Below are 25654 nucleotides of genomic sequence, written 5' to 3'. Positions count from 1 at the left end.
CAACATTACTATAAATACAATTCAGCAAAATACACGGAGGCTTTAATGTTTAAAGAAGAAAGGCGTACATCTATTCTTAACTTACTCATCAAAGATCATAGTGTCAGCGTGAGAAAACTCGCCGTTCTTTTTAATGTTAGCCAGGAGACTATACGTTCAGATCTTTGTTATTTTCAGAAAACAGGAATGCTTTTGCGTTGTTACGGTGGTGGTATTGTTAACCGCCAGGCATTAAGCAAGTTGATAACAGAAAATAAAATTGATATCTCCGGCACAATTTCAACTCCGGCAAACAAAGATTTTCGATTACATAGAGAAGGCACGAAAATGTCGGGAAAAGTTTGTATATTAGGTTCATTTAATATTGATGTATCGGCTACCGTCCCCTGGCTTCCGCAAAGCGGTGAATCAATCCTCGCAAGCCAGTTCGGTTTTTATCCAGGAGGTAAAGGTGCTAATCAGGCATTGGCCGCAAATAATGCTGGCACCGACGTCCACTTTATTTTTAAAGTAGGTAAAGATCAGTTTAGCTCTTTTGCCCTCAATCATATTATCCAATCTGGTATAAATTCATATTGTGCTTATCAGACTGATGATGCCCCCACCGGAAGTGCATTAATTTATGTTTCAGAGCAGGATGGTGATAATATCATTGCTATCTATCCTGGTGCCAATATGATGCTAACCAGGCACGAAATTAATGAACAGCAGGGTCATATATCTGAAGCTAACGTTTTGCTAATGCAGCTGGAGACTAATATCGATGCTATTGAAGAATTTGTTCGCTTGGGTAAATTAGCAAACAAGACAATTATTTTGAATCCGGCACCTTATACCAAAAATGTTAGCCGTTTATTACCTTCAATAGATATTTTAACACCTAACGAAACAGAAGCATCATTTTTATCGGGTATTACAATATTAAATATTGATGATGCTCAAAAAGCAGGGAATATCATTCTTCAATCAGGCGTTGAGAAGGTCATTATCACTCTCGGCGCACAAGGATCATTACTGTGCGAACGCCACCGTACTTTGTTTATCCCAGCCTGGAGTGCCGTCGTCAAAGATGCTGCGGGCGCGGGTGATGCATTTAATGGCGCACTGGCCGCCTCACTTGCCCGTAAATCAGACCTTGTATCAGCCATTCAGTATGCCTCTGCCTTTGCTTCACTGGCAGTTGAACAAGAAGGCGCATCGAGCATGCCGCAGCATGAGCTGGTACTACACCGGATGCGCACTCAATCGCATGATATTATTAATATCAAATAATAGGATCTCAGTATGAAAATTTTATTTATCGGTGAGTCATGGCATATTCATATGATTCATTCTAAGGGATATGACAGCTTCACATCCAGTAAATACGAAGAAGGCGCTGACTATCTCTTATCCTGTCTGCGCCAGCAAAATATCACTATCGACTACATGCCAGCGCATATTGTACAAACCCGCTTCCCGCAGACGGTAGAGGAACTTGATATATACGATGCTATCGTGATTAGCGATATAGGCAGCAATACCTTTTTGTTGCAAAACAAAACTTTTTATCAGATGAATATCATCCCGAATGCGTTAGCGCTGATTAAAGAATATGTCTCAAATGGCGGCGGTCTGTTAATGATTGGCGGATACCTTTCCTTCACCGGCATTGAAGCGAAAGCAAATTATAAAAACACCCTGCTGGCCGAAGTTTTGCCTGTCGAAATGCTGGAGCATGATGATCGCGTTGAAATTCCGGAAGGATGCTGCCCAATCAACACGGAGGAACAGCATGTCATTACGCAGGACCTGACACAGTGGCCCCCCTTGCTCGGTTATAACAAATTGCGTGCCAAGGTAAACAGCATCACGTTGGTCAAAATAAATGACGACCCACTATTAGTTCTCGGTGAGTACAATAAAGGTAAAGTCGGCTGTTTTGCCAGTGATTGCGCACCGCACTGGGGAAGTCCGCAATTTATGCAATGGGAACATTACAAGTCATTCTGGTGTAACGTTCTGCAAGCAATTAAAAAATAAACGCCAATCTGCAGGTGATTATTGAATCACCTGCCCTTTTCCCTCCGTATCGGTTAAAAATATGCAAAGTCACTACAAATATGGTGAAATGTTTTGCGATAGCATATTAACCAGCTATCGTATTTATGGCGACCCGGCATCTCAATTAATGCCATTAATTATCTTACACGGCGGTCCAGCAGGCGGTTTTGATTATCTATTAAATTATCATGAGCTGTCTGATGATGGACGCATGGTGATATTTTACGATCAATATGGTTGTGGTCGTTCGACGCATTTTCCGCTGGCGGATGCCTCATTCTGGACAATAGAACGTTATCTTCAGCAACTTCGCCAATTAATCAGTCATCTGAATATTGGTCAGCGATATTCATTACTCGGACATTCCTGGGGAGGTATGCTGGCAGCAGAGCACGCCTGCACGCAACCGGAAGGGTTGAGTGGTGTGATATATGCCAGCGCTCCCGCCAGCATCCCACTTTGGCAAAGCGAAGTACTGCGATTGTTTAAAGAACTCACGACTGGCGCTGATGCAATGTCAGACGATGCCATTATGCAGGCAAAAATCTATCAGCATCCGCCTGAACAACTTATTGCCTACTACAAAAAACATGTTTATTCCCTGGCGCAAGAACCGCTGCATATTCAGCGTTCTGATGCGCAATTTGCCGCCGATCCCACCGCCTACCATGTGCTATGGGGCGCGAATGAACTTGCGGTGAATGGCTTGCTGGCGCAGTGGGACATCACCCGTTCATTGCACAAGATTCGATGCCCAGGATTAGTCCTTCATGGTGAGTATGATCAGGCGACATCACAGGTCGTTCAACCGCTTATTACCCATATAACCCACTGTCGGGGTGTCACGATTCCTGACAGCAGCCATAACCCACATGAAGAAAATACCGAGCCTTGCCTCACTGCTGTCCGTGAGTTTTTACGAGGCCTTGATTAACACGAATTGAGGTGTTTACTATGAGTAAAATAAAAAAGTTATCTCTCACAGATTTGGTGCTGTACGGGCTGGTATTTATGGTGCCGATCGCGCCGGTTTCTCTCTATGGCGTCGTATATAATTTATCTCATGGCATGGTCGCGCTCGTGTATATTATTGGCGCTATCGCGATGTTTTTTACCGCCCACAGCTATTCAACATTATCAAAGCACATCTCATCCTCCGGGTCGGCTTATACCTATGCAGGCGTGTGCATCAACCCCGCTGTGGGTTTTCTCACCGGATGGATTTTGTTGCTGGATTATCTGTTATTCCCTACGCTGGTTGCCGTCCTGGGCGGTGTTGCTGTTCATGCAATACTTCCGCAAATACCGATTTGGGTATGGCCGTTAATTTATGTGGCTATCGGAACGGGCATAAATTATTTGGGAATACAACAAACGGCTAAATTCGACAAACTGCTGGTCTTTATTCAACTCGGTATTCTGGCCATTTTTGTGGTGCTGATTTTGCGACTGCTGATGCTTGATAGCAGCCACGTGTCATTTTCTTTCAAACCTTTTTTTGATTCTCAGTGGTTTACCCCTGGCTTAATTGCTACCGCGATCTCTGTTGCGGCGCTCAATTTCCTCGGATTTGATGCCATTAGTACCCTAAGTGAAGAAAGCGAAGGCGGCGGGAAAGCAGTCAGTAAGGCAACCCTTCTCGCCCTTATCCTGGCCACCGTGCTGTTTATTATTGTGGTGACCTTTGCCGCATTCGCTACGGGTAAAATCGACAGTTTTGCGGAAGGTACAGAAACTAACGAGGCTTTTTTCACGATTGCAGGCGATGTTGGCGGCATCTGGCTTAAAGTTGCATTTTCTATCATCGTAGCGTTCGTTTGCGCAGTCGGGAATATCATTACGGCGCAAACCGCCGTATCGCGCGTCCTGTTCTCTATGGGGCGAGATAAAATGTTACCCACATTTCTGGCGCATGTGCACAGTAAAAGAAAAACACCTGACTATGCAATTCTGTTCACCGGGGCTGTGACACTATTCCTTAGTTACTTGTTTTCCGGGAAAATTGAATCCATATCCACCCTTGTCAACTTCGGTGCGCTTTTCGCATTCTTTATGGTGAACCTGAGTGTCTTCGTGCTCTACAACGTAAAGATGAAACAGCATCGTCGTTTTGTCCCTCATGTGATTTCTCCTGTGCTGGGGATGGTCGTCATTGGTTATGTCTGTCTGAATATGAACATTCACGCGCTGACGCTCGGGGTTATCTGGTCTGTAATCGGTCTGGCGGTTTTGTGGTATCGGAAAGCGCATAAGCAGGACATCCATATCGATCTTGAGGGGCGAAAGCTGCTCGACTAAGGCTGAATCCTGAGTTTGCAACACGTTATTTTTTTCTTGTTGCGCAACACCGTCTGAAGTTGGGCGGTGTTTTGTTAACCAACCCGAAACAATTTAATGCTGATTCTTTGTAAAACTGCACAGAAGTGTTTTGAAACGCTGTTTCCATTTTCCTTTTTGATAATTTTCAGCGTATAATGCGCGCCAATTGTCTCTTGAATGGTTTCAGCACATTGACCTGTAAAACTCAACGACTACAAAACTCACCATCCCGTTGGGCTGAAACACAAGCACACATTCCTCTGCACGCTCTTTCGATGTCACCTATCCTTAGAGCGAGGCATCACAACTTTCGTAACTCAGGTTTAGCTTCCCGTCCGTGCGCGGCGGGAGCCAGATTTCCATATCCTTCTCAACTTAAAGACTAAGACTGTCATGAAAAAGACGAAAATTGTTTGCACCATCGGTCCGAAAACCGAATCTGAAGAGATGTTAACCAAAATGCTGGACGCGGGCATGAACGTCATGCGTCTGAACTTCTCTCACGGCGACTATGCAGAACACGGTCAGCGCATCAAGAATTTGCGCAACGTCATGAGCAAAACCGGCAAGAAAGCAGCAATCCTGCTCGACACCAAAGGTCCGGAAATCCGTACCATCAAACTGGAAGGCGGTAACGACGTTTCCCTGAAAGCGGGCCAGACCTTCACCTTCACCACCGACAAATCTGTCGTAGGTAACAACGAAATCGTTGCTGTTACTTATGAAGGCTTCACGAAAGATCTGTCCGTCGGCAACACCGTTTTGGTTGACGATGGTCTGATCGGCATGGAAGTTACCGCCATCGAAGGTAACAAAGTTATCTGTAAAGTGCTGAACAACGGCGACCTGGGCGAAAACAAAGGTGTTAACCTGCCGGGCGTTTCCATCGCACTGCCTGCACTGGCTGAAAAAGACAAACAAGACCTTATCTTCGGTTGCGAGCAAGGCGTTGACTTCGTTGCAGCGTCCTTTATCCGTAAACGTTCTGACGTCGTTGAAATCCGTGAGCACCTGAAAGCGCACGGCGGCGAAAACATCCAGATCATCTCCAAAATCGAAAACCAGGAAGGCCTGAACAACTTCGACGAAATCCTCGAAGCGTCTGACGGCATCATGGTTGCGCGTGGCGATATGGGCGTTGAGATCCCGGTTGAAGAAGTTATCTTCGCGCAGAAGATGATCATCGAAAAATGTATCCGTGCACGTAAAGTCGTTATCACTGCGACCCAGATGCTGGACTCCATGATCAAAAACCCGCGTCCGACCCGTGCAGAAGCCGGTGACGTAGCGAACGCCATCCTCGACGGTACCGACGCAGTAATGCTGTCTGGCGAATCAGCAAAAGGTAAATACCCGCTGGAAGCCGTTACCATCATGGCGACCATCTGTGAGCGTACTGACCGTGTGATGACCAGCCGTCTGGACTTCAACAACGACAGCCGCAAACTGCGCATCACCGAAGCCGTTTGCCGTGGCGCGGTTGAAACTGCAGAAAAACTGGATGCTCCGCTGATCGTCGTCGCAACCCAGGGTGGTAAATCTGCTCGCGCAGTACGTAAATACTTCCCGGATGCCACCATTCTGGCGCTGACCACCAACGAAACTACCGCGCGTCAGCTGGTGCTGAGCAAAGGCGTTGTTGCACAGGTGGTTAAAGAAATCAGCTCTACCGATGATTTCTATCGCCTGGGTAAAGAAGTCGCTCTGGAAAGCGGTCTGGCTCAGAAAGGTGACGTTGTGGTTATGGTTTCTGGTGCACTGGTTCCGAGCGGCACCACCAACACTGCATCCGTTCACGTGCTGTAATAATTCCATCGCGAATTAATTTGCTTAAAAAAGCGCCCTGGTGGCGCTTTTTTTATTTAATCGATAGCCACAATTAATAAAAAATCAAATCGGATTTCACTATCTAATCCGTGATTATCTAAGATGAATCCGATGGAAGCTTTCTGTTTTCACTCGGTTTTTTAGCCGTTTTTGCACAATTCGATGCTTCTTTGAGCGAACGATCAAAAATAAGTGCATTCCCATCAAAAAAATATTCTCAACATAAAAAACTTTGTGTAATACTTGTAACGCTACATGGAGATTAACTCAATCTAGAGGGTATTAATAATGAATCGTACTAAACTGGTACTGGGCGCGGTAATCCTGGGTTCTACTCTGCTGGCAGGTTGCTCCAGCAACGCTAAAATCGATCAGCTGTCTTCTGACGTTCAGACTCTGAACGCTAAAGTTGACCAGCTGAGCAACGACGTGAACGCAATGCGTTCCGACGTTCAGGCTGCTAAAGATGACGCAGCTCGCGCTAACCAGCGTCTGGACAACGCAGCTACTAAATACCGCAAGTAATAGTATCTGTGTAATAGAAATGGCACACGTTGTGTGCCATTTTTTTGCATATATACCCACACAAAATATAAGGATATTCTTATGAACCGTATTAACAAACTGGTTTTAGGTGCAGTTATTCTGGGCTCTACTTTGCTGGCAGGCTGTTCCAGCAACGCTAAAATCGATCAGCTGTCTTCTGACGTTCAGACTCTGAACGCTAAAGTTGACCAGCTGAGCAACGACGTGAACGCAATGCGTTCCGACGTTCAGGCTGCTAAAGATGACGCAGCTCGCGCTAACCAGCGTCTGGACAACGCAGCTACTAAATACCGCAAGTAATAGTATCTGTGTAATAAAAATGGCGCACATTGTGCGCCATTTTTTTGCTCTGAATTCCCCTTCCCTGTTATTGCGTAGCGCGCACCTCAGCATCTTCTCCCGGCACACCATTTTGCGCAGACTTCACTTCTGGCCCATTGCTCGCGACCGATGCTTGCCCGGCAGTGACGGTGACCGGATAACCTGCACGACGATACAACGCCCTTTCCACCAGACTGTTATCCACCGCTTTATTGTCTTTAAACTGGGTAAAGCCGGCTGGTAACACATACGGCATGGTCTGGACGTTTTGTTCCTCTTCAGGCGACAGCGGTCGATGCACTTCGACATACCTCATACCGTTCGGCTCTATCGAATATTTTATCGGCTCATTAATTACCCTGACCGGCGTGCCTGTGCGGACCTGAGCAAACAACGCTTTGATATCCGGCGCGTTCATGCGAATACACCCAGAACTCACTCGCAGGCCCACGCTGTCCGGTGCGCTGGTGCCATGGATCAGATATTCACCGTTTCCATGCGCCAGACGCAGTGCAAAGCGTCCTAACGGGTTATTTGGTCCGGCAGGTACAACAGGCGGTAATGTGATGCCACGCTCCAGAGAGCGTTTACGGATGCCTGGTGTAGGGGTCCAGGTTGGATTCGGGATTTTCTGCCCAACCCGGGTTTCCATTACCGGCGTTTCCAGCCCCTGCAAACCGATACCAATCGGGAATACCTGAACAATATTCTCTCCCGGCGGGAAGTAATACAGACGCAGTTCCGCCAGATTCACAATAATGCCTTCGCGTGGTGCATCCGGTAGCAGTAATTGTGAGGGAATAGTGATCAGCGTTCCGGGTTTAGGTACGGGGGCAATAGTATTGTTGGCTTCAAGGATCAGCATTGCAGCGGTATCAAACTTACGGGCTATCGCCTGTAGGTTTTTATCGCCTTCCTGCACGGTGTAGGTTTGGTTTTGCCCAACAAGGCGGCTGTTCGCCTGGGGCAAAGGATAATCGACCGCCCATGCGGCCTGAATAGCGCTGTAGGCGCCGATTAGCATTAACGTAATAACAGACGCGCGTTTCATACTCACTCACCCCCCTGGCGTTCTTGCCGGACGGCGGCGAGCGCCCGATCCGGCCTACGAGTCACTGCGTTGCCTTACACGAACGCTTTCAAGTCGGTCTGAAAGTTGACGTGTTTTATCAGTTTAGCTAAGAGTTGCGGCTTTGGCGCGAATAGCCCGAATCATCGCCTCCAGCCCTTGTGAACGAGACGGTGTGAGATGCTGTGCGAGCGCCATTTTTTCAAACCACGGGCGCACATCAAAATTCACAATATCCTGAGCCGTCATGCGATCATACAAAATGAATACCACGGCAATAAGCCCTTTCACAATTGCCGCATCACTGTCGCCCTGTAATTCAATAATCCCTTCGCCATTCTGACGCATAACAATCCATACCTGGCTTTGGCATCCCTGAATGCTATTTTCCGGGCAGCGTAAGTCATCGTTTAGTTCCGGCAAACGCTGACCCAGTTCAATAATGTACAGGTATTTCTCTTCCCAATTAGCGCAACGCAGAAAATTACGCAACAACTTTTCTTTATCCGGTAGCGCAGCCATAACGCCTCCCTGTTAGCCCAGTAAATGGTGAATACGCTTGAGGCCCGTTACCAGGCGATCCACTTCTTCATGGGTGTTATACATTGCAATCGACGCCCGGCACATCGCGGGAACGTTATAATAGGCCATCAGCGGCATTGCGCAGTGATGCCCCGTCCGCACGGCGATGCCATAGTTATCAAGAAAACTCCCGACGTCATAGGCGTGATGCTTGCCGAGGTTAAACGCAATCACACCCAGACGGTTTTCCGGTCCGTAGATTGTTAAATCTGGCACATCCGCCAGCTGTTCCAACGCATAGCGCATCATGAACTGTTCATATTCGCTGATTTCAGTCAGCCCCAGCGCTGAAACATATTCAATAGCCGCGCCGAGTCCGATAATGCCCCCGGTGTTTGGCGTTCCGGCTTCAAACCGCCAGGGCGCTTTGGCCCACGTCGTTCCCTGACTCAAACTCACCGTCGCAATCATTGAACCACCGCCTTCCCACGGCGGCATCTCCTGCAGCAGCGACTCTCTGGCATACAGAACGCCAATACCGGTTGGACCGTAAAGTTTATGCCCGGAGAAAACATAAAAATCGCAATCCAGCGCCTGCACATCCACCTGATGATGCATCACCGCCTGCGCACCATCTACCAGCACTTTCGCGCCGTATTGATGCGCCAGCGCGATCATCTCACCCAACGGGTTTTCCGTGCCCAGCACGTTAGATACGTGGGTAATCGCCAGCAGCTTCGTGCGATCGTCAAACAGCGTCGGCAGCGTTTCCAGCTGCAACGTACCATCGTCATTGAGCGGGATAACGCGCAGTTCTGCACCTACGCGGGCACACAGCATCTGCCAGGGCACAATATTGGCATGGTGCTCCATTTCGCTGATGATAATGTTATCGCCCGCCCGCACATTGCTGCTGCCCCAGCTGTTCGCCACCAGGTTGATGCCCTCCGTCGTACCGCGAACAAACACCATCTCTTCGGCGGTGCGGGCGTTAATAAATAGCGAAGCGAGCTTGCGCACATTCTCCATTTTTTCCGTAGCCTGAGCGCTCAGCGTATGGATACCGCGGTGGACCGCCGCATAGCCGTGACGGTAGAACTCGGCTTCGGCATCAATCACCTGGTTCGGCTTTTGCGCGCTCGCGGCGCTGTCCAGATACGCCAACGGTAAACCATTCACTTCACGCGTCAGAACCGGAAAATCGGCCCGCACTTTTTCAATGGGAAATGTCATGCTACGCCTCCCGGCAAGCGTTGGGCGATCCGTGCCAGTACCTGTTGTTTCAGCGTTTCCTCGCCCAGGGCTTCCGTTAGCTCAGCGGCAAACGCATAGAGAATCATTTGTTGGGCATCTTGCTGGCCGATCCCGCGCGAACGCAAATAGAACATCTGCTCGTCGTCGATCCGCCCTACCGTCGCCCCGTGACTGCATTTCACGTCGTCGGCATAGATTTCAAGCTGCGGCTTGGTATCCACTTCCGCCAGTTTACCGAGCAGCAAATTATTGTTGGTCATCTGGCCATCAGTTTTAATAGCGTGCTGAGCGACGTTGATCAGGCCATTGAATACCGCCCGCCCCTTATCGCTGACGATCGTTTTATGCAGCTGGCGGCTGTTGCAATATCCTTTGTTATGCTCAAGCCAGGTGCGGGTGTCGCAGACTTCATTTTTCACCGGCATTGCCAGGCTGTTGAGCCGAAGCGTGGTGTTTTCGCCGTTAAGCTGGGTGCTGGTGTTATGACGCAGCACCGCATCACCGAGTAAAAAACTGTGGCTGGCGGCCGTGGCATCCGCCCCCAATTGAATGTCATTGTGCGCGAAATGGTGGCTCTGTGGGTTCTCAAACGCCAGTTTGATGTGGCGCAAGTGCGCATTCGCCGCGACATTCATGGTTAAACGTGCGCCGGTGAAATGGCGAAGCTCGCTGAGGCTGACATAGTGTTCAATAACGGTGGCTTCTGCGCCTTCCGCCAGCTCCAGATGGTGGCGATAGTGCGCCGTGTTCACCTCATCGCCCGCCAGCCCCTGGGTAATGTGCAGCAGCAGCAGCGGTTTCGCTGGGCGCTGGTTACGCTTCACCTGAATGTGAGTGACGCTACGCGACAGGCTTTCGGTCAGGTGCAGAAACACTTCCGGTTGGATAGCCGCTGGCAGCATCTGGCGCGCATCGTCAATGGTAATGTCAAAACCACTACCTTCCGCTCTGTCGCTCAGCGTTGGAGAGAATTGCCCGTCGACAAATACCAGTCGTATGGCATCAATTGCCGGCGCTAACGCTTCACACTGGGCTGACGTTATCTCAGTGACATGACTGACAAACTGGCTATTGGTTAACCCCTCCAGCGGCGTGTATTTCCAGTCCTCATGCTTACGCGTTGGCAGCCCCAGACGCAGCATCTGCTGCAGATGCTGCTGGGCATGTTGCGAGCGCGTCTCACCTTGCGTTTCAAACAGATGGTGCCACTGTTGCAGCACGTTACTGCTGTTCGCTAAGCCAGCCATAACCTTGCTCCTCAAGTTGTTTGACCAGCGTAAAATCACCGGACTTCACTATTCGCCCCTGGTAGAGAACGTGAACATAATCGGGTTTGATATAGTCCAGGATGCGTTGATAATGGGTGACGATAATGAATGAACGTTGCCCGTCGCGTAGTGAGTTCACGCCGTCTGCGACGATTTTCAGCGCATCGATATCCAGCCCGGAGTCCGACTCATCCAGAATGCACAACTGAGGCTCCAGCACCGCCATTTGCAAAATGTCATTACGCTTTTTCTCACCGCCGGAGAAACCAACGTTGACCGAACGCGTGAGCAAATCTTCCGGCATCTTCAGCAACGCAATTTTTTCTTCCATCAGATCCTGGAAGTCAAACCTGTCCAGTGACTCTTCGCCACGGTAGGTGCGTACCGCATTCAGTGCCGTTTGCAGGAAAAACTGATTACTGACGCCGGGGATTTCCACCGGATACTGGAATGCCATGAAGATCCCTTCACCGGCCCGGTCTTCCGGTGACAGTTCCAGTAAATCCTTACCGTTGAATTCTACCGTCCCGCCGGTGACTTCATAGTCATCACGTCCGGCCAGGGTGGCGGAAAGCGTACTTTTCCCGGAACCATTTGGCCCCATAATGGCGTGCACTTCTCCGGGGCGAATTTCAAGACTCAGCCCACGCAGGATCGCCTTATCTTCCACACTGACCTGTAAATCTTTGATGCTTAACATGTGCTTTCCTTAAATTTTAACCGACGCTGTGTTCAAGACTTATGGCGAGAAGTTTTTGCGCTTCCACGGCAAATTCCAGCGGCAGTTCAGAGAACACGTCTTTACAGAAACCATTCACGATCATCGAAATGGCATCCTCTTCGCTGATACCGCGCTGCAGGCAGTAAAACAGCTGATCTTCGCCAATGCGCGACGTCGTGGCTTCGTGCTCGAGCTGGGCGCTGTTGTTACGACACTCCACATATGGGAATGTGTGCGCTCCGCAATCCGCCCCGATCAGCATCGAGTCACATTGGGTATAGTTGCGGGCGTTGGTGGCGGTCGGCATGATTTTCACTAAACCGCGATAGCTGTTCTGGCTGTGTCCGGCGGAGATCCCTTTCGAGATAATGGTCGATTTGGTGTTTTTACCGATGTGGATCATCTTGGTGCCTGTATCGGCCTGCTGATGACCACTTGTCAGGGCCACGGAGTAGAATTCGCCGATAGAGTTGTCGCCACGCAAAATGCAGCTTGGGTATTTCCAGGTAATGGCCGAGCCGGTTTCCGACTGCGTCCACGACATTTTGCTGTTTTCACCTTCGCACAGAGCGCGCTTGGTGACGAAGTTCAAAATGCCGCCGGTGTTACCATCCCCGGGGAACCAGTTTTGCACCGTCGAGTATTTCACTTCGGCATCTTTGTGGATGATGACTTCTACCACCGCGGCATGCAGCTGGTAGCTGTCGCGCACCGGAGCCGAACAGCCTTCGATATAGCTGACGTAGCTGCCCTCATCCGCGACCAGAATAGTGCGTTCAAACTGCCCGGTTTTTTCCGCATTGATACGGAAATAGGTCGACAGTTCCATGGGGCAACGCACGCCTTTCGGTACATAAATAAACGTACCGTCAGATGCCACCGCTGCATTCAGCGCGGCAAAGAAGTTGTCATTACCTGGAACCACGGTGCCCAGATATTGTTTTACCAGCTCAGGATGATCGTGAATCGCCTCACCGAACGAACAGAAAATAATGCCCTGTTCCGCCAGTTTGTCGCGATAGGTGGTCGCCACCGATACCGAGTCAAAAATAGCATCAACCGCCACCTCTTTGCCTTCACGGACCGGTACGCCAAGCTGTTCAAAGGCATCCTCAACCTCTTTGCTTAAAAACGCATTCGCCCCTGTTTGCTGCACGGCTCCCGGCTCAGATGCGCAGGTTTCATCGCAGTTACCGCAGGACGGTGCGGAATAATAGCTGTACTCCTGATAATTCAGCTTGTCGTAGTGCGCTTTTAGCCAGTGCGGCTCTTCCATGGTCAGCCATGCCCGAAAGGCATTCAGGCGGAATTCCAGCATCCAGTCGGGTTCATTACGTTTTGCCGAAATCGCGCGCACGACCTCTTCGTTGATCCCTTTCGCCAACTCATCGGTTTGCAGTTGGGTGAAGAAGCCCTCTTTGTAATTAAGGTGCCCGCCAGCCCAGGTGTTGACATCGTCAGTTGCTTCAGTATTACGAGACATAGTACCGCCTATACCCCAAAACTTTCGCCACAGCCGCATTCGTTCTGGGCTTTCGGGTTATGAAATTTAAATAACTGATTTAATCCTTCGCGAACGAAATCGACTTCTGTGCCGTCGATGAACGGCATCGCCTGTAAAGGCACATACAGTCTGGCGCCATCCGTTTCAAACAGGAGATCGTCTTTTTGGGCCTCGCGCACGGTATCCAGCACGTAGCCAAATCCCGCGCATCCCGTTTGCTTCACGCCCAGGCGTACGCCCAACATGTCGGGTTGCTTTACCACCAGTTCACGGATATGCGCCGCAGCCGCAGGTGTTAACGTCAGTCCACGCCAGGCAAAATCGTCCGGGTTAAATGTTCCTGAATGCAATTCCATAGGGTTACCTCGAGTCACTAGCTTTTAAGCTATAACAACATGTTAGTGATAATGATTATCACTTCAACCCCTCAACAGCAGGGGCATTCGGGTTAACCGCCCTTTTTGACTACTTTTACTAAGCATAGACCCTGCAGCGAGGGTTTACAGGAATGGAATTATTTGTTCAATGCATTGATTAATAATGGATTATAGAAATCTAATCGTTCAGGCAGGTCAAAGATTAAAAGATGTATAGATAATGTCTATTTAAGGGATAGGTAGGGATAAAAACAGGGAAAACAACTATTCAAATAATATGCTAATGACAAAAAACCCTTAAGTCTGCTTGCTGGCAGGCTTAAGGGTTCCGGCCCCATCCGGCGCTTATCTCCGGCACTCACGATGGCTTAGCTCTTGAAGGGGCGATAAGAATAATCTCATACACCGTTAAGTTTTTTTTAACACAACTTGCGGTTTGACTATTTTGTGAGCACGTTTAGCTACCTTTTTAGCATTGCGCCGCCCCACTAAGCGCATCCAGCAGCAAACGTAGCCCCGCAGGCTGATGCTCCCGAGAAAGGTATAAGCCATAAATTGGTAAGCATTTAGGTTGAAGTTCTGGCAGTAATCGAATTAACGCTCCCTGCGCCAGCCCCTCCTGCGCTTCCAGTTCTGGCACCAACGCGATTCCCATTCCTGCCACCGCCGACTCGCAGAGCAGCGAAGAGATCCCTGCACTCAAATTCCCTTTGATTGCAACGGAGACAGACTGCCCCTGGGCATCCAAAAAGTGCCAGGATTGTCCGGCAAAACCGCTGTAGTACAGGCAATTGTGCCGAGTGAGATCGTCGACTGTCTCAGGCGTGCCATGTTGATGCAGATAATCTGCGGACGCGCAAAGTACCGATTTACAGTCGCCCAACCGACGGGCGATGGTTCCTGGCTCGGGATTATCCGTTATGCGGATCGCCACATCGATGCGTTCCCCCACAAGGCTTACCGGTTGATTATTGATCTCCACCTCAATACGTAATTGCGGATATTGCTCCATAAACGCCGGCAGAACCGGAGCAAGAATATGCATGGCGGTAAAATGGGCGCAGGCCACACGTAGCGTGCCTGAGGGAATTTGCGCGCCACTGGCGGCACCAATATCCAGCGAAAGTTGCGCCAGAGAACGCGTTTTCAGTAATGCCTCTTCACCCGCTGGCGTGATCGTTAAGCGACGCGATGAGCGATGAATAAGCCTTGCGCCTGCCCATTTCTCCATCTCGTCGAGGTAACGACTGACCATCGGGCGGGAAAGCCCCAATGCACGTGCAGCGGCGCTCAGACTGCCCAAATCACAGATATGATTAAATACCATTGCCGCCATCACTCTGTCCATTGCATCCCATCCGATCGTTTTATGAAACTCAGCATGTCCTAATGAGGGAATTCTAACAGATACGAATATGCTTAAAATACGGGAACTATCAAAAGTCAATTCCCTGCATAAGGTTACCTGGTATGAAAGTTAAATCTCTGGCCCTGCTGTTACCTCTGTTTGCGTCTTCAGCTTTCGCCGCACCGCTACAGCTGAACGTCTATAATCCGCAGGAGAAGGGTATTTTCCCGGTCTCTTCGACGCTGGTGTCTGGCCCCAAAGAGGCGATTTTGTTTGACGCCCAGTTCAGCACCAAAGATGGCGAACAGCTGGTGCAGATGATTCGCGCCAGCGGTAAAACGCTGAAGGCTATCGTGATCACTTCCGGCGATCCGGATTTCTATTTCGGTCTGCAACCTATCGTCAACGCTTTCCCACAGGTAAAAGTTCTGGCAACACCGCAGGTGGTAGACCATATCCGCGCCACCAAAGAGGCCAAACTGCAATTCTGGGGCCCGCAAATGAAGGACGGCGCGCCAACATCGCTCACCGTTCCGCAGGCGACGACGCAAACGCAGTTCACGGTTGATGGTGAACCGCTGGAACTGCGTCACTCCAACGATTATGCAGCGTATATCTGGATCCCGGCGAATCGGGCCATTATTGGCGGCACAGGCGTGGCTTCAGGTATTCACGTCTGGACGGCGGATACACAATCTGAAGAACAGCGTAGTACATGGCGTAACGTACTGAGCGAAATGCAGAGCTTACAGCCCACTCAAGTGGTCCCGGGTCATTACATTGGCGAACGCCCAACCGGCGATAAAGCTATTCGCTTCACCCAGGACTATTTGCAGTCGTTTGAGCAGGCGTTAGGGGCGAAGAAAGGATCGGATTATGTGATTAAAACCATGACGGCAGCATGGCCAGGTCTGGCAGACGCAAGCTCGCTGGAACTAAGTGCGAAGGTTAACAGTGGTGAGATGAAGTGGTAATGAAGATTTAAGGCCAAAATAACCCCGAACACGTGTCGGGGTTTCGTTACGATAAGCATACCGGAATCAATGAACGCCCATGCGCCAGGCAAAATAGATCTCTTCTTTCAGTTCAGTTGAAGAGAGCGCCAACAGATCTGCAAACTCCAGCTCAAGCTGTTTTAGCCTTTTCAGGTACTGAGCCGGTGAAAGATCGGTTTTATCACGACGTAAAAATTCTATTGCCAGTTGGGCAGGGTCTAATTGGGTAGACATATCATCCTCGCTTGTGTTCAAAACCTGCACAGTATAGCACCATTCCCTGTGCAGATAATGACCAAAAGCAATATGCATCACAAAATTGCGGTCGTCAGACGCGAAGTACAGCACAATCGTCCCTGCTCATCGAAGATCTCTATTTGCCAAACCTGGTGACGAGAGCCGGTATGTAACGCGCGACATACGCCCCTGACGTGCCCTTCCCGCGCAGAACGGATATGGTTGGCGTTGATCTCCAGGCCCACCACTTTCTGCTCACCCTGAGTACACAGGTATCCCGCTACTGAACCAATACTTTCCGCCAGCACCACGGATGCGCCGCCGTGCAGCAACCCAAAGGGTTGTTTGGTGCGATGGTCCACCGGCATTGTAGCTTCCAGCGTATCGTCACCAATGTGCACAAAACGAATATCGAGCAGCCCAACCATATTTCCTTCACCCATGGCATTGAGCGCCTCGAGTGTGACTTCACGTTTCCAGATCATCCTATAATCTCCAGCAGTGCCTGTAATGGGTGGCGAACGCCCGTACCTTCAACGCGTTTAACCTGACTGCGACAGGAGTACCCGGTAGCCAGACAACGGTTACGTGGCAATCGTTGCATTGCCTGGTGCCATGATAACTCATAGATCCCCAATGAGTTTTGGTGATTCTTCACTTCGTGGCCGTAGGTGCCAGCCATACCACAGCATCCCACGCTGACGTTCTCCAGCTTTGCGCCAAAGCGAGCAAAAATAGCCGCCCACTGTGCAGGCGCGCCCGGCAAGGCCGTCACTTCGGTACAGTGACCAAAGAAATACCACGGTTCACCGCCAACAGCGACTGGCTGCTGTGCTTCCACAGCTTTCGATAACCATTCGTTGGCTAGCAACACATGGAAATCCCCCCGTTGTTCACCCAGCACCATCTTGTATTCATCGCGATAACAAAGCACCAGCGCCGGATCAACACCCACCATCGGAATATTCAGCTTCGCTACCCGGTTAAGAAACTCGGATGTCTTTTTCGCCGTTTTGGCAAAACGGTTTAAGAAGCCTTTAATGTGCTGCGCCTTGCCGTTTGGCGAAAACGGCAGCAGTACCGGCTGCATGCCCAGCTTCTCTACCAGACGTATAAAGTCAGCAACCACCTGCGCATCGTAATAGCTGGTGAAAGGGTCCTGCACCACCAGCACCGTACGGGCTTTTTGCTCAAGGCTGAGTAATTCGAGCTGTTCCAACGTCATATTGGCGGAGCGATGCCCCACCAGTTGGCGTTGCAGCGACGGTGCAGACAACAGAGGTAAATCAACCATTCCAATGTGCTTTTTAGCCAGGTTTCGCACCAGCGGCTGGTTGATGAAGAAGTTAAACGTTTTGGGCGCTCGTGCCATTAACGGCGCATAGCTCTCAACGGTCGCCACCATGTGATCGCGCAACGGGCGCAGATAACGCGTGTGGTACAGCTGGAGGAAGCGCGAACGGAACTCCGGTACATCAATTTTAATTGGACACTGGGTGGAACAGGCTTTACACGCCAGGCAACCTGACATCGCCTCTTTTACTTCGTGTGAGAAATCGTATTCACCCTTGCGCGCATGCCAGCTGTTGCGGGTACGGGCAATCAGCGAACGTAAACTGGCGCGTTTTTCCGGTAGCTCTTTTTCCAGCTGTATTGGGTCAATCCCGCGATCCGCTAACAAACGCAGCCATTCACGCACTAACGTGGCTCGCCCTTTTGGCGAATGAATACGGTTGAGGCTGATTTTCATCGACGGACACATAGGGCTTTTCGCATCGAAGTTAAAGCATAACCCGTTGCCGTTACACTCCATTGCCCCGCGCCACTCCTGGCGTACGGCCAGAGGGATCTGACGGTCATACGTTCCGCGTTTCACCGCGTCCACTTTCATCATCGGCGCATCTACGTCTTCCGGTGGACAGATTTTCCCAGGATTCAGCCGGTTTTGCGGATCAAACACCGATTTCACTTTGCGCAGTTCGCGATACAGCTCCTCGCCGAAGAACGCCGGGCTATATTCTGCACGAAAACCTTTCCCATGCTCGCCCCACAGCAAACCGCCATATTTCGCCGTCAGCGCCACAACATCATCAGAAATGCGTTTCATCAGCACTTCCTGCTGCGGGTCACACATATCCAACGCCGGTCTGACATGCAGCACGCCTGCGTCTACGTGACCAAACATGCCGTAACTCAGGGCGTGGCTGTCGAGTAGCGCGCGGAACTCGGCAATATAGTCCGCCAGATGCTCCGGCGGAACGCAGGTATCCTCGGCGAACGGAATTGGCTTCGCGGAACCTTTTGCATTGCCCAGCAGACCGACTGCCTTTTTGCGCATGGCGTAAATTCGTTCGACTCCCGCCAGTTCGGTACACAGCTGCCAGCCAATGACACCCGCTTCCTGACGAGCGATTAAGCCATCCAGACGTTCACACAGTGCGCTGACCTGCGAATTAATCAATACTTCGTCGTCACCGGCAAACTCTACAATGTTCAGACCCAGCATCTCTTTATCAGGTACATCGGTAATCAATTCACTTACCGAGTGCCAGACGATATCTTCCCGCGCCAGATTGAGTACTTTGGAGTCAACAGTTTCTACCGACAATGCGCGTGCTTCCACCATCACCGGCGCATTACGCAACGCCGAGTCGAAAGAGTCGTACTTGACGTTAACCAGTTGTCTGACTTTTGGCAGCGGCGTGATATCCAGACGGGCTTCGGTGATAAACGCCAGCGTACCTTCAGAGCCGGTGAGAATGCGGGTTAAATCAAATTCGGTCATCTCATCGTTAAAGACGTGCCGTAGATCGTACCCGGTCAGGAAGCGATTAAGTTTCGGGAATTTATCCATGATCAGCTGTCGGTTATCACGACAACGTTCATAAACGGTCTTATAGATGCGGCCAATGGTGGTATTGCTTTTCCCCAGCATTTCGGCAAGCTCGATCGGCATTGGCTGAGTATCAAGAATATCGCCGCCCATCAGCACCGCACGGATGCCCAACACATGATCGGAAGTTTTACCGTAAACCAACGATCCTTGCCCGGACGCATCGGTGTTGATCATCCCGCCGAGCGTTGCCCGGTTACTGGTGGATAATTCCGGGGCAAAGAAATAGCCGTAAGGCTTCAGAAACTGGTTGAGCTGATCTTTTATCACCCCGGCTTCTACCCGCACCCAACCTTCTTGCGGGTTGATTTCAATAATGCGGCTCATATAGCGGGACATATCAACAATAATGCCCTGGTTCAGCGCCTGACCGTTGGTCCCGGTGCCGCCGCCGCGCGGGGTAAAAATCAACGACGAGAAAAGCGGTTCTGCCGCCAGACGGGCGATTAGCGCCACATCTGCGGTTGAACGAGGGAAAACGACAGCATCAGGTAGCAGCTGATAAATACTGTTATCCGTCGACATTGTCAGACGATCGGCATAGCTCGTTGCCGTATCGCCCGTAAATCCTTGCTGCTCCAGCGCCTGCAAAAAGTTGAGCACCAGTTGAACGACACCTGGTGCCTGAGAAATTTGTGGAATCATTATAGTGACCCTTTCCTGCGGTCTGTGTTGTGAATTTAATCGTTTGCGTGTTGCTTTGTTTGTTGTATCACATTTTTTTCTAATACGCTCAGCAGATTTACAGGCAGAATCCGCCTGTTCAAAACCGCTGAAATTGCTCATCATTACAGGGTGTGATTTAAGTATTCACGTCGCGTCAACGTTCTGGCGCAAAGACAAAGGTGAAAAGTATTTATGGTAAATTTCCGTCAGCCCAGGGATATTGCACAAGTGCTGCTATCGGTGCTGTTTTTAGCCATCCTGATTGTGGCCTGTCTCTGGATTGTTCAGCCCTTTATCCTCGGTTTTGCCTGGGCAGGCACGATTGTCATTGCAACCTGGCCTATCCTGCTACGCTTACAAAAATTGCTCTGGGGACGCCGTTCACTTGCCGTACTGGTGATGACGCTGTTGCTGGTGCTGTTGTTCATCATCCCCATCGCGCTGCTGGTTAACAGCATCGTCGATGGCAGTGGGCCGCTGATCCATGCCGTAACCGCAGGTGATATGACACTACCGGATCTGGCATGGTTGAACAGCATTCCACTGGTGGGTGCCAAAATGTATGGCGCATGGCACAGCTTACTGGATATGGGCGGTTCGGCGATTATGGCCAAGGTTCGTCCTTATATCGGCACCACCACCACCTGGTTCGTCGGTCAGGCCGCGCATATCGGCCGCTTTATGATGCACTGTGGCCTGATGCTGCTGTTCAGTGCCCTGTTGTACTGGCGCGGTGAACAAGTCGCATTAGGTATTCGTCACTTCGCCTGCCGTCTTGCCTCAAAACGTGGAGATGCTGCCATTCTGCTGGCAGCACAAGCCATTCGCGCCGTCGCATTAGGCGTTGTGGTCACCGCTCTGGTACAGGCAGTGCTCGGGGGTATTGGTCTGGCGGTAACCGGTGTGCCGTATGCCACACTGCTGGCGGTATTGATGATCCTGTCATGTCTGGTGCAACTGGGGCCGCTACCGGTACTGATTCCGGCCATTATCTGGCTATACTGGACGGGGGATTCAACCTGGGGCACCGTGCTGCTGGTGTGGAGCGGCGTGGTCGGAACACTGGATAACGTGATTCGACCGATGCTGATTCGCATGGGTGCCGATTTGCCACTGCTCCTGATTCTCTCCGGAGTCATCGGCGGATTGATTGCCTTCGGCATGATTGGTCTGTTTATCGGTCCAGTAGTACTGGCCGTTTCCTGGCGTCTGTTCTCCGCCTGGGTAAACGAAGCCCCTGCACCAGGTACCAATCCGGATGAAATCCTCGAAGAAATTGCTGAAATCGAACGCAATAAGTAATCCAACATCAGGCGGCAACGCCGCCTGATTGTTTAACAATACTAATCAATCACTCCCTCTTACGGGATTAGAACCAACTTCGTCCCTCTTTCAATACTCATTTGTGTCGCAAATTCTTTACAGTTTTTAAACTATTGAGATGAATCTGATCGACGTAAAAAATCAGTATGCCTACTATTAGCCCATGGCTTTAGATCAACACATTGATTTATAAGCATGGAAATCCCCTGAGTGAAACAACGAATTGCTGTGTGTAGTCTTTGCCCATCTCCCACGATGGGCTTTTTTTTGTCCTTCGCACGCCACTCCACCAACCTTAACGCACCAACACATTATCTTCCCCGTCAAGGACCAAATAATATTGCACAAAATACTGTGACTCTCTTCAAGCCGAAATATCCACAGCAATGTTATTACTATTCCACCGTCTTTTATGAAGCGACCAAATAATGAACGCATTAGAGCTACAGGCGATCCGCCATATTTTTGCTATGACGGTGGAAGAAAGCGCCAGGTATATCGCGCACGATGACAATGTTGTCGCCTGGCAACAATGGGAAAAGGGTGAAAGAGAAATTCCAGACGACATTGTCCGCATTTGTTCAGAAATGAAAGCCAAGAGGAAGTTAAGAATTAATGCAATTATCGACAAAATAAATAACCGCATTGGGAATAACACCATGCGTTTTTTCCCCGATCTGAACGCTTTTCAGGCGGTTTATCACCACGATGGTTTTCTCGACTGGAAAATCTATCAGTCGGCAGCTGTTGAACTCTATGCTCACGATCTCGAGCGTATGTGTTAAGAGATCGCAACGCCATATCTATTTAGCCTCTTCGCTGAGTAACACATTATGAAAAACACCTATTTCTCCACTGCGATAGGGCTGTACCTAAATTACCTGGTGCACGGCATGGGGGTCATTCTGATGAGCCTCAATATGTCTTCACTGGAACAACAGTGGCAAACCAATACCGCGGGCGTCTCGATTGTTATTTCCTCACTCGGTATCGGCCGCTTAAGCGTTTTATTAGTGGCAGGGATGCTTTCCGATCGCTATGGTCGCAGACCATTTATTATCCTTGGTATGACCTGCTACCTGATTTTCTTTATTGGCATCATAAATACTCACAGTATTTTTCTTGCCTATGCTTTTGGTTTTTTAGCGGGAATGGCAAACAGTTTTCTCGATGCCGGAACCTATCCCAGCCTGATGGAGGCATTCCCCCGCTCACCCAGCACGGCCAATATTTTGATAAAAGCCTTCGTCTCCAGCGGTCAGTTCCTGCTGCCAATGATTATCAGTCTGCTGGTATGGGCCGAACTTTGGTTTGGCTGGTCCTTCCTGCTGGCGGCAGCCGTTATGATACTCAACGGTGTGTTTTTATTTCGCTGTCGGTTTCCGCCACATCCCGGGCCTCATACCGTCATCCGGGCTCAACCGGCTGAACGGGAAACCGGACAACCTGAACATCGTTGCTCCCTGCTCGACCTTGCCAGTTACACCCTGTACGGCTACATCGCAATGGCGACATTTTACCTGGTAAGCCAGTGGCTGGCGCAATACGGACAGTTTGTCGCCGGAATGCCCTATACGTTATCTATCAAACTGTTAAGCATTTATACCTGCGGCTCTCTACTGTGCGTGCTGATCACCGCCCCGCTGGCGCGAAAAGCAGAACGCGCGACATCAATGCTGATGCTGTATACGTTTATCTCATTTGCCGCACTGCTGATGGTTTGTCTGCATCCGACACCTATCGTTGTCATTATCTTTGCGTTTGTCATCGGTTTTTCTTCCGCAGGGGGCGTTGTGCAAATCGGTTTAACGCTGATGGCCGCACGCTTTCCGCATGCGAAGGGCAAAGCGACCGGTATTTACTACAGCGCGGGCAGCATTGCGACCTTCACCATTCCATTGATAACAGCAAAACTCTCTGAAACCAGTATTGCTCACATCATGTGGTTTGATACTGGCATAGCCGCTGTTGGATTCCTGTTGGCGTTGTTTATTGGTTATCGCAGCCACATCACGTCAAAACATCAGCTAAAGATGATACAAGCCGTAAAATAAGCGTGGATGCAATATTGTTCCCCTCTTCTGCAAAATAATTGACTTCAGTTTTAAAACATCAGCAAAACACCGGCCGGCAGAGTTCGATTTCACAGTGTGTTATGCAATATACCTGGTAACTTAAACGCCATGCTATGTAGGTTCTGTGGCTGCCGCCCAGTATATTAATTACAAGGTCGCCGCAATTTAAACAATATCGACGAGCACAGAACAATTTTAAAATCCGCAAGGAGTTGTGAAAATGTCTCAAAGCAAGACCTTTAATACGCCATTTCTTTTGGCGATAATCTGTATTTATTTAAGTTATTTCCTACACGGCATTAGCGTCATTACACTGGCGCAAAATATGACCTCTCTTGCAGAAAAATTTTCCACCGACAATGCAGGAATTGCCTATTTGATTTCAGGCATTGGTCTGGGGCGACTGGTGAGTATCTTATTCTTTGGCGTGCTCTCAGATAAATTTGGTCGTCGGGCTATCATTCTGTTAGGCGCTATTCTTTATATACTGTTCTTCTTCGGTATTCCCGCCAGCCCTAATCTGATGATTGCCTTTATTCTGGCCGTTTGCGTTGGCGTGGCAAACTCGGCACTGGATACCGGCGGGTACCCGGCGTTAATGGAATGCTTCCCTAAAGCCTCTGGCTCAGCCGTTATCCTGGTGAAAGCTATGGTCTCGTTTGGGCAGATGATCTACCCCATCGTCGTCAGCACCATGCTGCTCAACCATATCTGGTACGGTTATGCGGTCATTATCCCGGGTGCGTTGTTTGTCGTCATTACCTTGATGCTGCTAAGAAGTCGCTTCCCTGGCCAGATGGTGGATGCTGGCATCGCGAAAGATCTGCCACAGATGAACAGTAAACCGTTGGTCTGGCTGGAAGGTGTGGCATCCGTCATGTTTGGTGTTGCTGCCTTTTCGACTTTTTACGTCATCGTGGTCTGGATGCCAAAATATGCGATGGCCTTTGCCGGCATGGCAGAATCTGACGCACTGAAGACAATCTCTTACTACAGTATGGGATCATTGGTCTGCGTATTTATTTTTGCCGCTCTGTTAAAAAAATGGGTTCGGCCTATTTGGGCAAATGTGTTTAACGCCGGGCTGGCAACCATCACCGCAGCCGTCATCTACTTATATCCCTCTCCGCTGGTGTGTAACGTCGGTTCATTTCTCATTGGATTCTCTGCCGCTGGCGGTATTTTACAGCTCGGTGTCTCGGTGATGTCTGAATTCTTTCCCAAGAGCAAAGCCAAAGTCACCAGTATTTATATGATGATGGGTGGCGTAGCCAACTTTATTATCCCATTAATCACCGGATACCTCTCTAACATTGGTCTGCAGTACATCATTTTGCTGGACTTTGCATTTGCTCTGCTGGCCTTCATCACCGCCATCATCGTCTTTATTCGTTACTACCGCGTATTTGATATCCCCAAAAATGATGTGCGGTTGGGCGAACGTTATTTTCAATAAATTGTTTAGAAGGAGTATCAAATGGACGTAACTGCTAAATATGAACTAATTGGATTGATGGCCTACCCTATCAGACACAGTCTGTCGCCTGAAATGCAAAATAAGGCATTAGAAAAAGCGGGATTGCCATTCACTTATATGGCATTTGAAGTCGATAACTCAACGTTTGCTAATGCAATTGCCGGGCTGAAGGCCTTAAAGATGCGTGGTACAGGGGTCTCAATGCCCAACAAGCAGCTAGCATGTGAATATGTTGATGAATTAACACCTGCCGCCAAACTGGTCGGTGCAATTAATACTATCGTCAATGATGATGGTTACCTGCGTGGTTACAATACCGATGGCACGGGTCATATTCGTGCAATTAAGGAAAGTGGTTTCGATATCAAAGGTAAAACCATGGTACTGTTGGGCGCAGGCGGTGCGTCGACAGCCATTGGTGCACAGGCAGCGATTGAAGGCATCAAAGAAATTAAACTCTTTAACCGCCAGGATGAGTTTTTTGCCAAAGCGCAGGAGTTTGCCAAACGCGTCAATGAAAACACCGACTGCGTGGTCACTGTTATCGATCTCGCCGATCGTCAGGCTTTTGCTGACGCACTTGCCAGCGCGGATATTTTAACCAACGGAACAAAAGTCGGCATGAAGCCGCTGGAAAATGAATCTCTCGTGACCGACGCTTCCCTGCTACGTCCGGAACTGCTGGTAACCGAATGCGTCTACAACCCGCATATGACCAAATTATTGCAGCAGGCACAAAGTGCTGGTTGCAAAACAATTGATGGTTACGGCATGTTGTTATGGCAAGGGGCTGAACAGTTCAAGCTCTGGACCGGGAAAGATTTCCCGCTGGAGTATGTGAAACAGGTTATGGGTTTTGCCGCCTGACG

Annotated in this window: 25 protein-coding genes and 1 other RNA gene; 15 read left to right on the top strand and 11 right to left on the bottom strand. The window is 49.8% G+C overall.

Annotated elements, in window-relative coordinates; translation table 11 throughout:
• Positions 1 to 45: 45 nt before the first annotated feature.
• From WC1_RS13750 to lpp (WC1_RS13780), 8 genes are all read left to right on the top strand, one after another.
• A complete protein-coding gene (locus WC1_RS13750) occupies positions 46 to 1272 on the top strand; it encodes a PfkB family carbohydrate kinase (protein ID WP_016150146.1) in 1227 nt (408 codons plus the stop codon).
• A 12-nt stretch (positions 1273 to 1284) separates the two neighbouring features.
• Complete coding sequence (locus WC1_RS13755; protein ID WP_003836572.1) at positions 1285 to 2022, top strand: glutamine amidotransferase; 738 nt, start codon at positions 1285 to 1287, stop codon at positions 2020 to 2022.
• Positions 2023 to 2083: 61 nt separating this feature from the next.
• Positions 2084 to 2977 (top strand): proline iminopeptidase-family hydrolase, encoded by an 894-nt coding sequence (locus WC1_RS13760; protein ID WP_016150145.1) that lies wholly within the window; start codon positions 2084 to 2086, stop codon positions 2975 to 2977.
• A 20-nt stretch (positions 2978 to 2997) separates the two neighbouring features.
• A complete protein-coding gene (locus tag WC1_RS13765; protein WP_016150144.1) occupies positions 2998 to 4341 on the top strand; it encodes an APC family permease in 1344 nt (447 codons plus the stop codon).
• A gap of 212 nt (positions 4342 to 4553) precedes the next feature.
• Positions 4554 to 4748 (top strand): protein YnhH, encoded by a 195-nt coding sequence (locus WC1_RS25065; protein WP_242637968.1) that lies wholly within the window; start codon positions 4554 to 4556, stop codon positions 4746 to 4748.
• A 7-nt stretch (positions 4749 to 4755) separates the two neighbouring features.
• On the top strand, positions 4756 to 6168 hold the full coding sequence (gene pykF / locus WC1_RS13770; RefSeq protein WP_003029366.1) for a pyruvate kinase PykF: 1413 nt from the start codon (positions 4756 to 4758) through the stop codon (positions 6166 to 6168).
• 309 nt (positions 6169 to 6477) lie between these two features.
• Positions 6478 to 6714, top strand: coding sequence for a murein lipoprotein Lpp (gene lpp / locus WC1_RS13775; protein ID WP_003029373.1), 237 nt, complete (start codon positions 6478 to 6480; stop codon positions 6712 to 6714).
• Positions 6715 to 6795: 81 nt separating this feature from the next.
• Positions 6796 to 7035, top strand: a complete 240-nt coding sequence (gene lpp, locus WC1_RS13780) for a murein lipoprotein Lpp (RefSeq protein ID WP_016150143.1) — start codon at positions 6796 to 6798, stop codon at positions 7033 to 7035.
• A 67-nt stretch (positions 7036 to 7102) separates the two neighbouring features.
• Here the strand turns inward: lpp (WC1_RS13780) and WC1_RS13785 are convergent, their stop codons facing one another.
• The 8 genes from WC1_RS13785 to WC1_RS13820 form a co-directional block, all read right to left on the bottom strand.
• Entirely contained in the window at positions 7103 to 8107 is a 1005-nt protein-coding gene (locus WC1_RS13785) for a L,D-transpeptidase LdtE (protein ID WP_003029376.1), read from the bottom strand.
• A 123-nt stretch (positions 8108 to 8230) separates the two neighbouring features.
• Entirely contained in the window at positions 8231 to 8647 is a 417-nt protein-coding gene (sufE, locus tag WC1_RS13790; protein WP_003029378.1) for a cysteine desulfuration protein SufE, read from the bottom strand.
• A 12-nt stretch (positions 8648 to 8659) separates the two neighbouring features.
• Positions 8660 to 9880 (bottom strand): cysteine desulfurase SufS, encoded by a 1221-nt coding sequence (gene sufS, locus WC1_RS13795; protein ID WP_016150142.1) that lies wholly within the window; start codon positions 9878 to 9880, stop codon positions 8660 to 8662.
• Positions 9877 to 11148 carry a Fe-S cluster assembly protein SufD gene (sufD, locus tag WC1_RS13800; protein ID WP_003836582.1) on the bottom strand — a complete coding sequence of 424 codons (1272 nt, stop codon included), beginning with the start codon at positions 11146 to 11148 and terminating at the stop codon, positions 9877 to 9879. The genes sufS and sufD overlap by 4 nt, the downstream gene beginning before the upstream one ends.
• Positions 11123 to 11869 carry a Fe-S cluster assembly ATPase SufC gene (sufC, locus tag WC1_RS13805; RefSeq protein WP_003029383.1) on the bottom strand — a complete coding sequence of 249 codons (747 nt, stop codon included), beginning with the start codon at positions 11867 to 11869 and terminating at the stop codon, positions 11123 to 11125. The genes sufD and sufC overlap by 26 nt, the downstream gene beginning before the upstream one ends.
• A gap of 16 nt (positions 11870 to 11885) precedes the next feature.
• The gene (sufB, locus tag WC1_RS13810; RefSeq protein ID WP_003836585.1) at positions 11886 to 13373 is read right to left on the bottom strand and encodes a Fe-S cluster assembly protein SufB; all 1488 of its coding nucleotides are present in this window, start codon (positions 13371 to 13373) and stop codon (positions 11886 to 11888) included.
• 8 nt (positions 13374 to 13381) lie between these two features.
• Entirely contained in the window at positions 13382 to 13750 is a 369-nt protein-coding gene (sufA, locus tag WC1_RS13815) for a Fe-S cluster assembly scaffold SufA (protein WP_016150141.1), read from the bottom strand.
• Positions 13751 to 14240: 490 nt separating this feature from the next.
• Positions 14241 to 15119 carry a LysR family transcriptional regulator gene (locus tag WC1_RS13820; protein WP_016150140.1) on the bottom strand — a complete coding sequence of 293 codons (879 nt, stop codon included), beginning with the start codon at positions 15117 to 15119 and terminating at the stop codon, positions 14241 to 14243.
• Between the two features lie 122 nt (positions 15120 to 15241).
• Here WC1_RS13820 and WC1_RS13825 point away from each other — a divergent pair, with 122 nt between their 5' ends.
• On the top strand, positions 15242 to 16093 hold the full coding sequence (locus tag WC1_RS13825; RefSeq protein WP_016150139.1) for a Vmh family MBL fold metallo-hydrolase: 852 nt from the start codon (positions 15242 to 15244) through the stop codon (positions 16091 to 16093).
• A 66-nt stretch (positions 16094 to 16159) separates the two neighbouring features.
• Here the strand turns inward: WC1_RS13825 and WC1_RS0122750 are convergent, their stop codons facing one another.
• The 3 genes from WC1_RS0122750 to WC1_RS13835 form a co-directional block, all read right to left on the bottom strand.
• Positions 16160 to 16348 carry a YdiH family protein gene (locus WC1_RS0122750; RefSeq protein WP_003030540.1) on the bottom strand — a complete coding sequence of 63 codons (189 nt, stop codon included), beginning with the start codon at positions 16346 to 16348 and terminating at the stop codon, positions 16160 to 16162.
• Between the two features lie 77 nt (positions 16349 to 16425).
• Complete coding sequence (gene menI, locus WC1_RS13830) at positions 16426 to 16836, bottom strand: 1,4-dihydroxy-2-naphthoyl-CoA hydrolase (RefSeq protein WP_003030541.1); 411 nt, start codon at positions 16834 to 16836, stop codon at positions 16426 to 16428.
• On the bottom strand, positions 16833 to 19889 hold the full coding sequence (locus tag WC1_RS13835) for a D-2-hydroxyglutarate dehydrogenase YdiJ (RefSeq protein WP_003836595.1): 3057 nt from the start codon (positions 19887 to 19889) through the stop codon (positions 16833 to 16835). Before WC1_RS13835 ends, menI begins: the two co-directional genes overlap by 4 nt.
• Positions 19890 to 20102: 213 nt before the next feature.
• Between WC1_RS13835 and ydiK the strand changes: the two genes are divergently transcribed.
• From ydiK to ydiB, 6 genes are all read left to right on the top strand, one after another.
• Positions 20103 to 21212 (top strand): AI-2E family transporter YdiK, encoded by a 1110-nt coding sequence (ydiK, locus tag WC1_RS13840; RefSeq protein ID WP_003030544.1) that lies wholly within the window; start codon positions 20103 to 20105, stop codon positions 21210 to 21212.
• Positions 21213 to 21396: 184 nt separating this feature from the next.
• Positions 21397 to 21504, top strand: an RNA gene (gene rprA, locus WC1_RS23600) — antisense sRNA RprA.
• A gap of 157 nt (positions 21505 to 21661) precedes the next feature.
• Positions 21662 to 22018, top strand: coding sequence for a YdiL family protein (locus WC1_RS13845; protein WP_016150137.1), 357 nt, complete (start codon positions 21662 to 21664; stop codon positions 22016 to 22018).
• A gap of 48 nt (positions 22019 to 22066) precedes the next feature.
• Positions 22067 to 23287, top strand: a complete 1221-nt coding sequence (locus WC1_RS13850) for an MFS transporter (RefSeq protein ID WP_016150136.1) — start codon at positions 22067 to 22069, stop codon at positions 23285 to 23287.
• 241 nt (positions 23288 to 23528) lie between these two features.
• Positions 23529 to 24764, top strand: coding sequence for an MFS transporter (locus WC1_RS13855; protein WP_003836601.1), 1236 nt, complete (start codon positions 23529 to 23531; stop codon positions 24762 to 24764).
• A gap of 21 nt (positions 24765 to 24785) precedes the next feature.
• On the top strand, positions 24786 to 25652 hold the full coding sequence (gene ydiB / locus WC1_RS13860) for a quinate/shikimate dehydrogenase (RefSeq protein ID WP_003836604.1): 867 nt from the start codon (positions 24786 to 24788) through the stop codon (positions 25650 to 25652).
• Positions 25653 to 25654 lie beyond the last annotated feature (2 nt).

Source organism: Citrobacter sp. KTE30 (assembly GCF_000398825.1).
GTDB lineage: Bacteria > Pseudomonadota > Gammaproteobacteria > Enterobacterales > Enterobacteriaceae > Citrobacter > Citrobacter freundii.
This window is presented reverse-complemented; position numbering and strand designations above follow the sequence as displayed.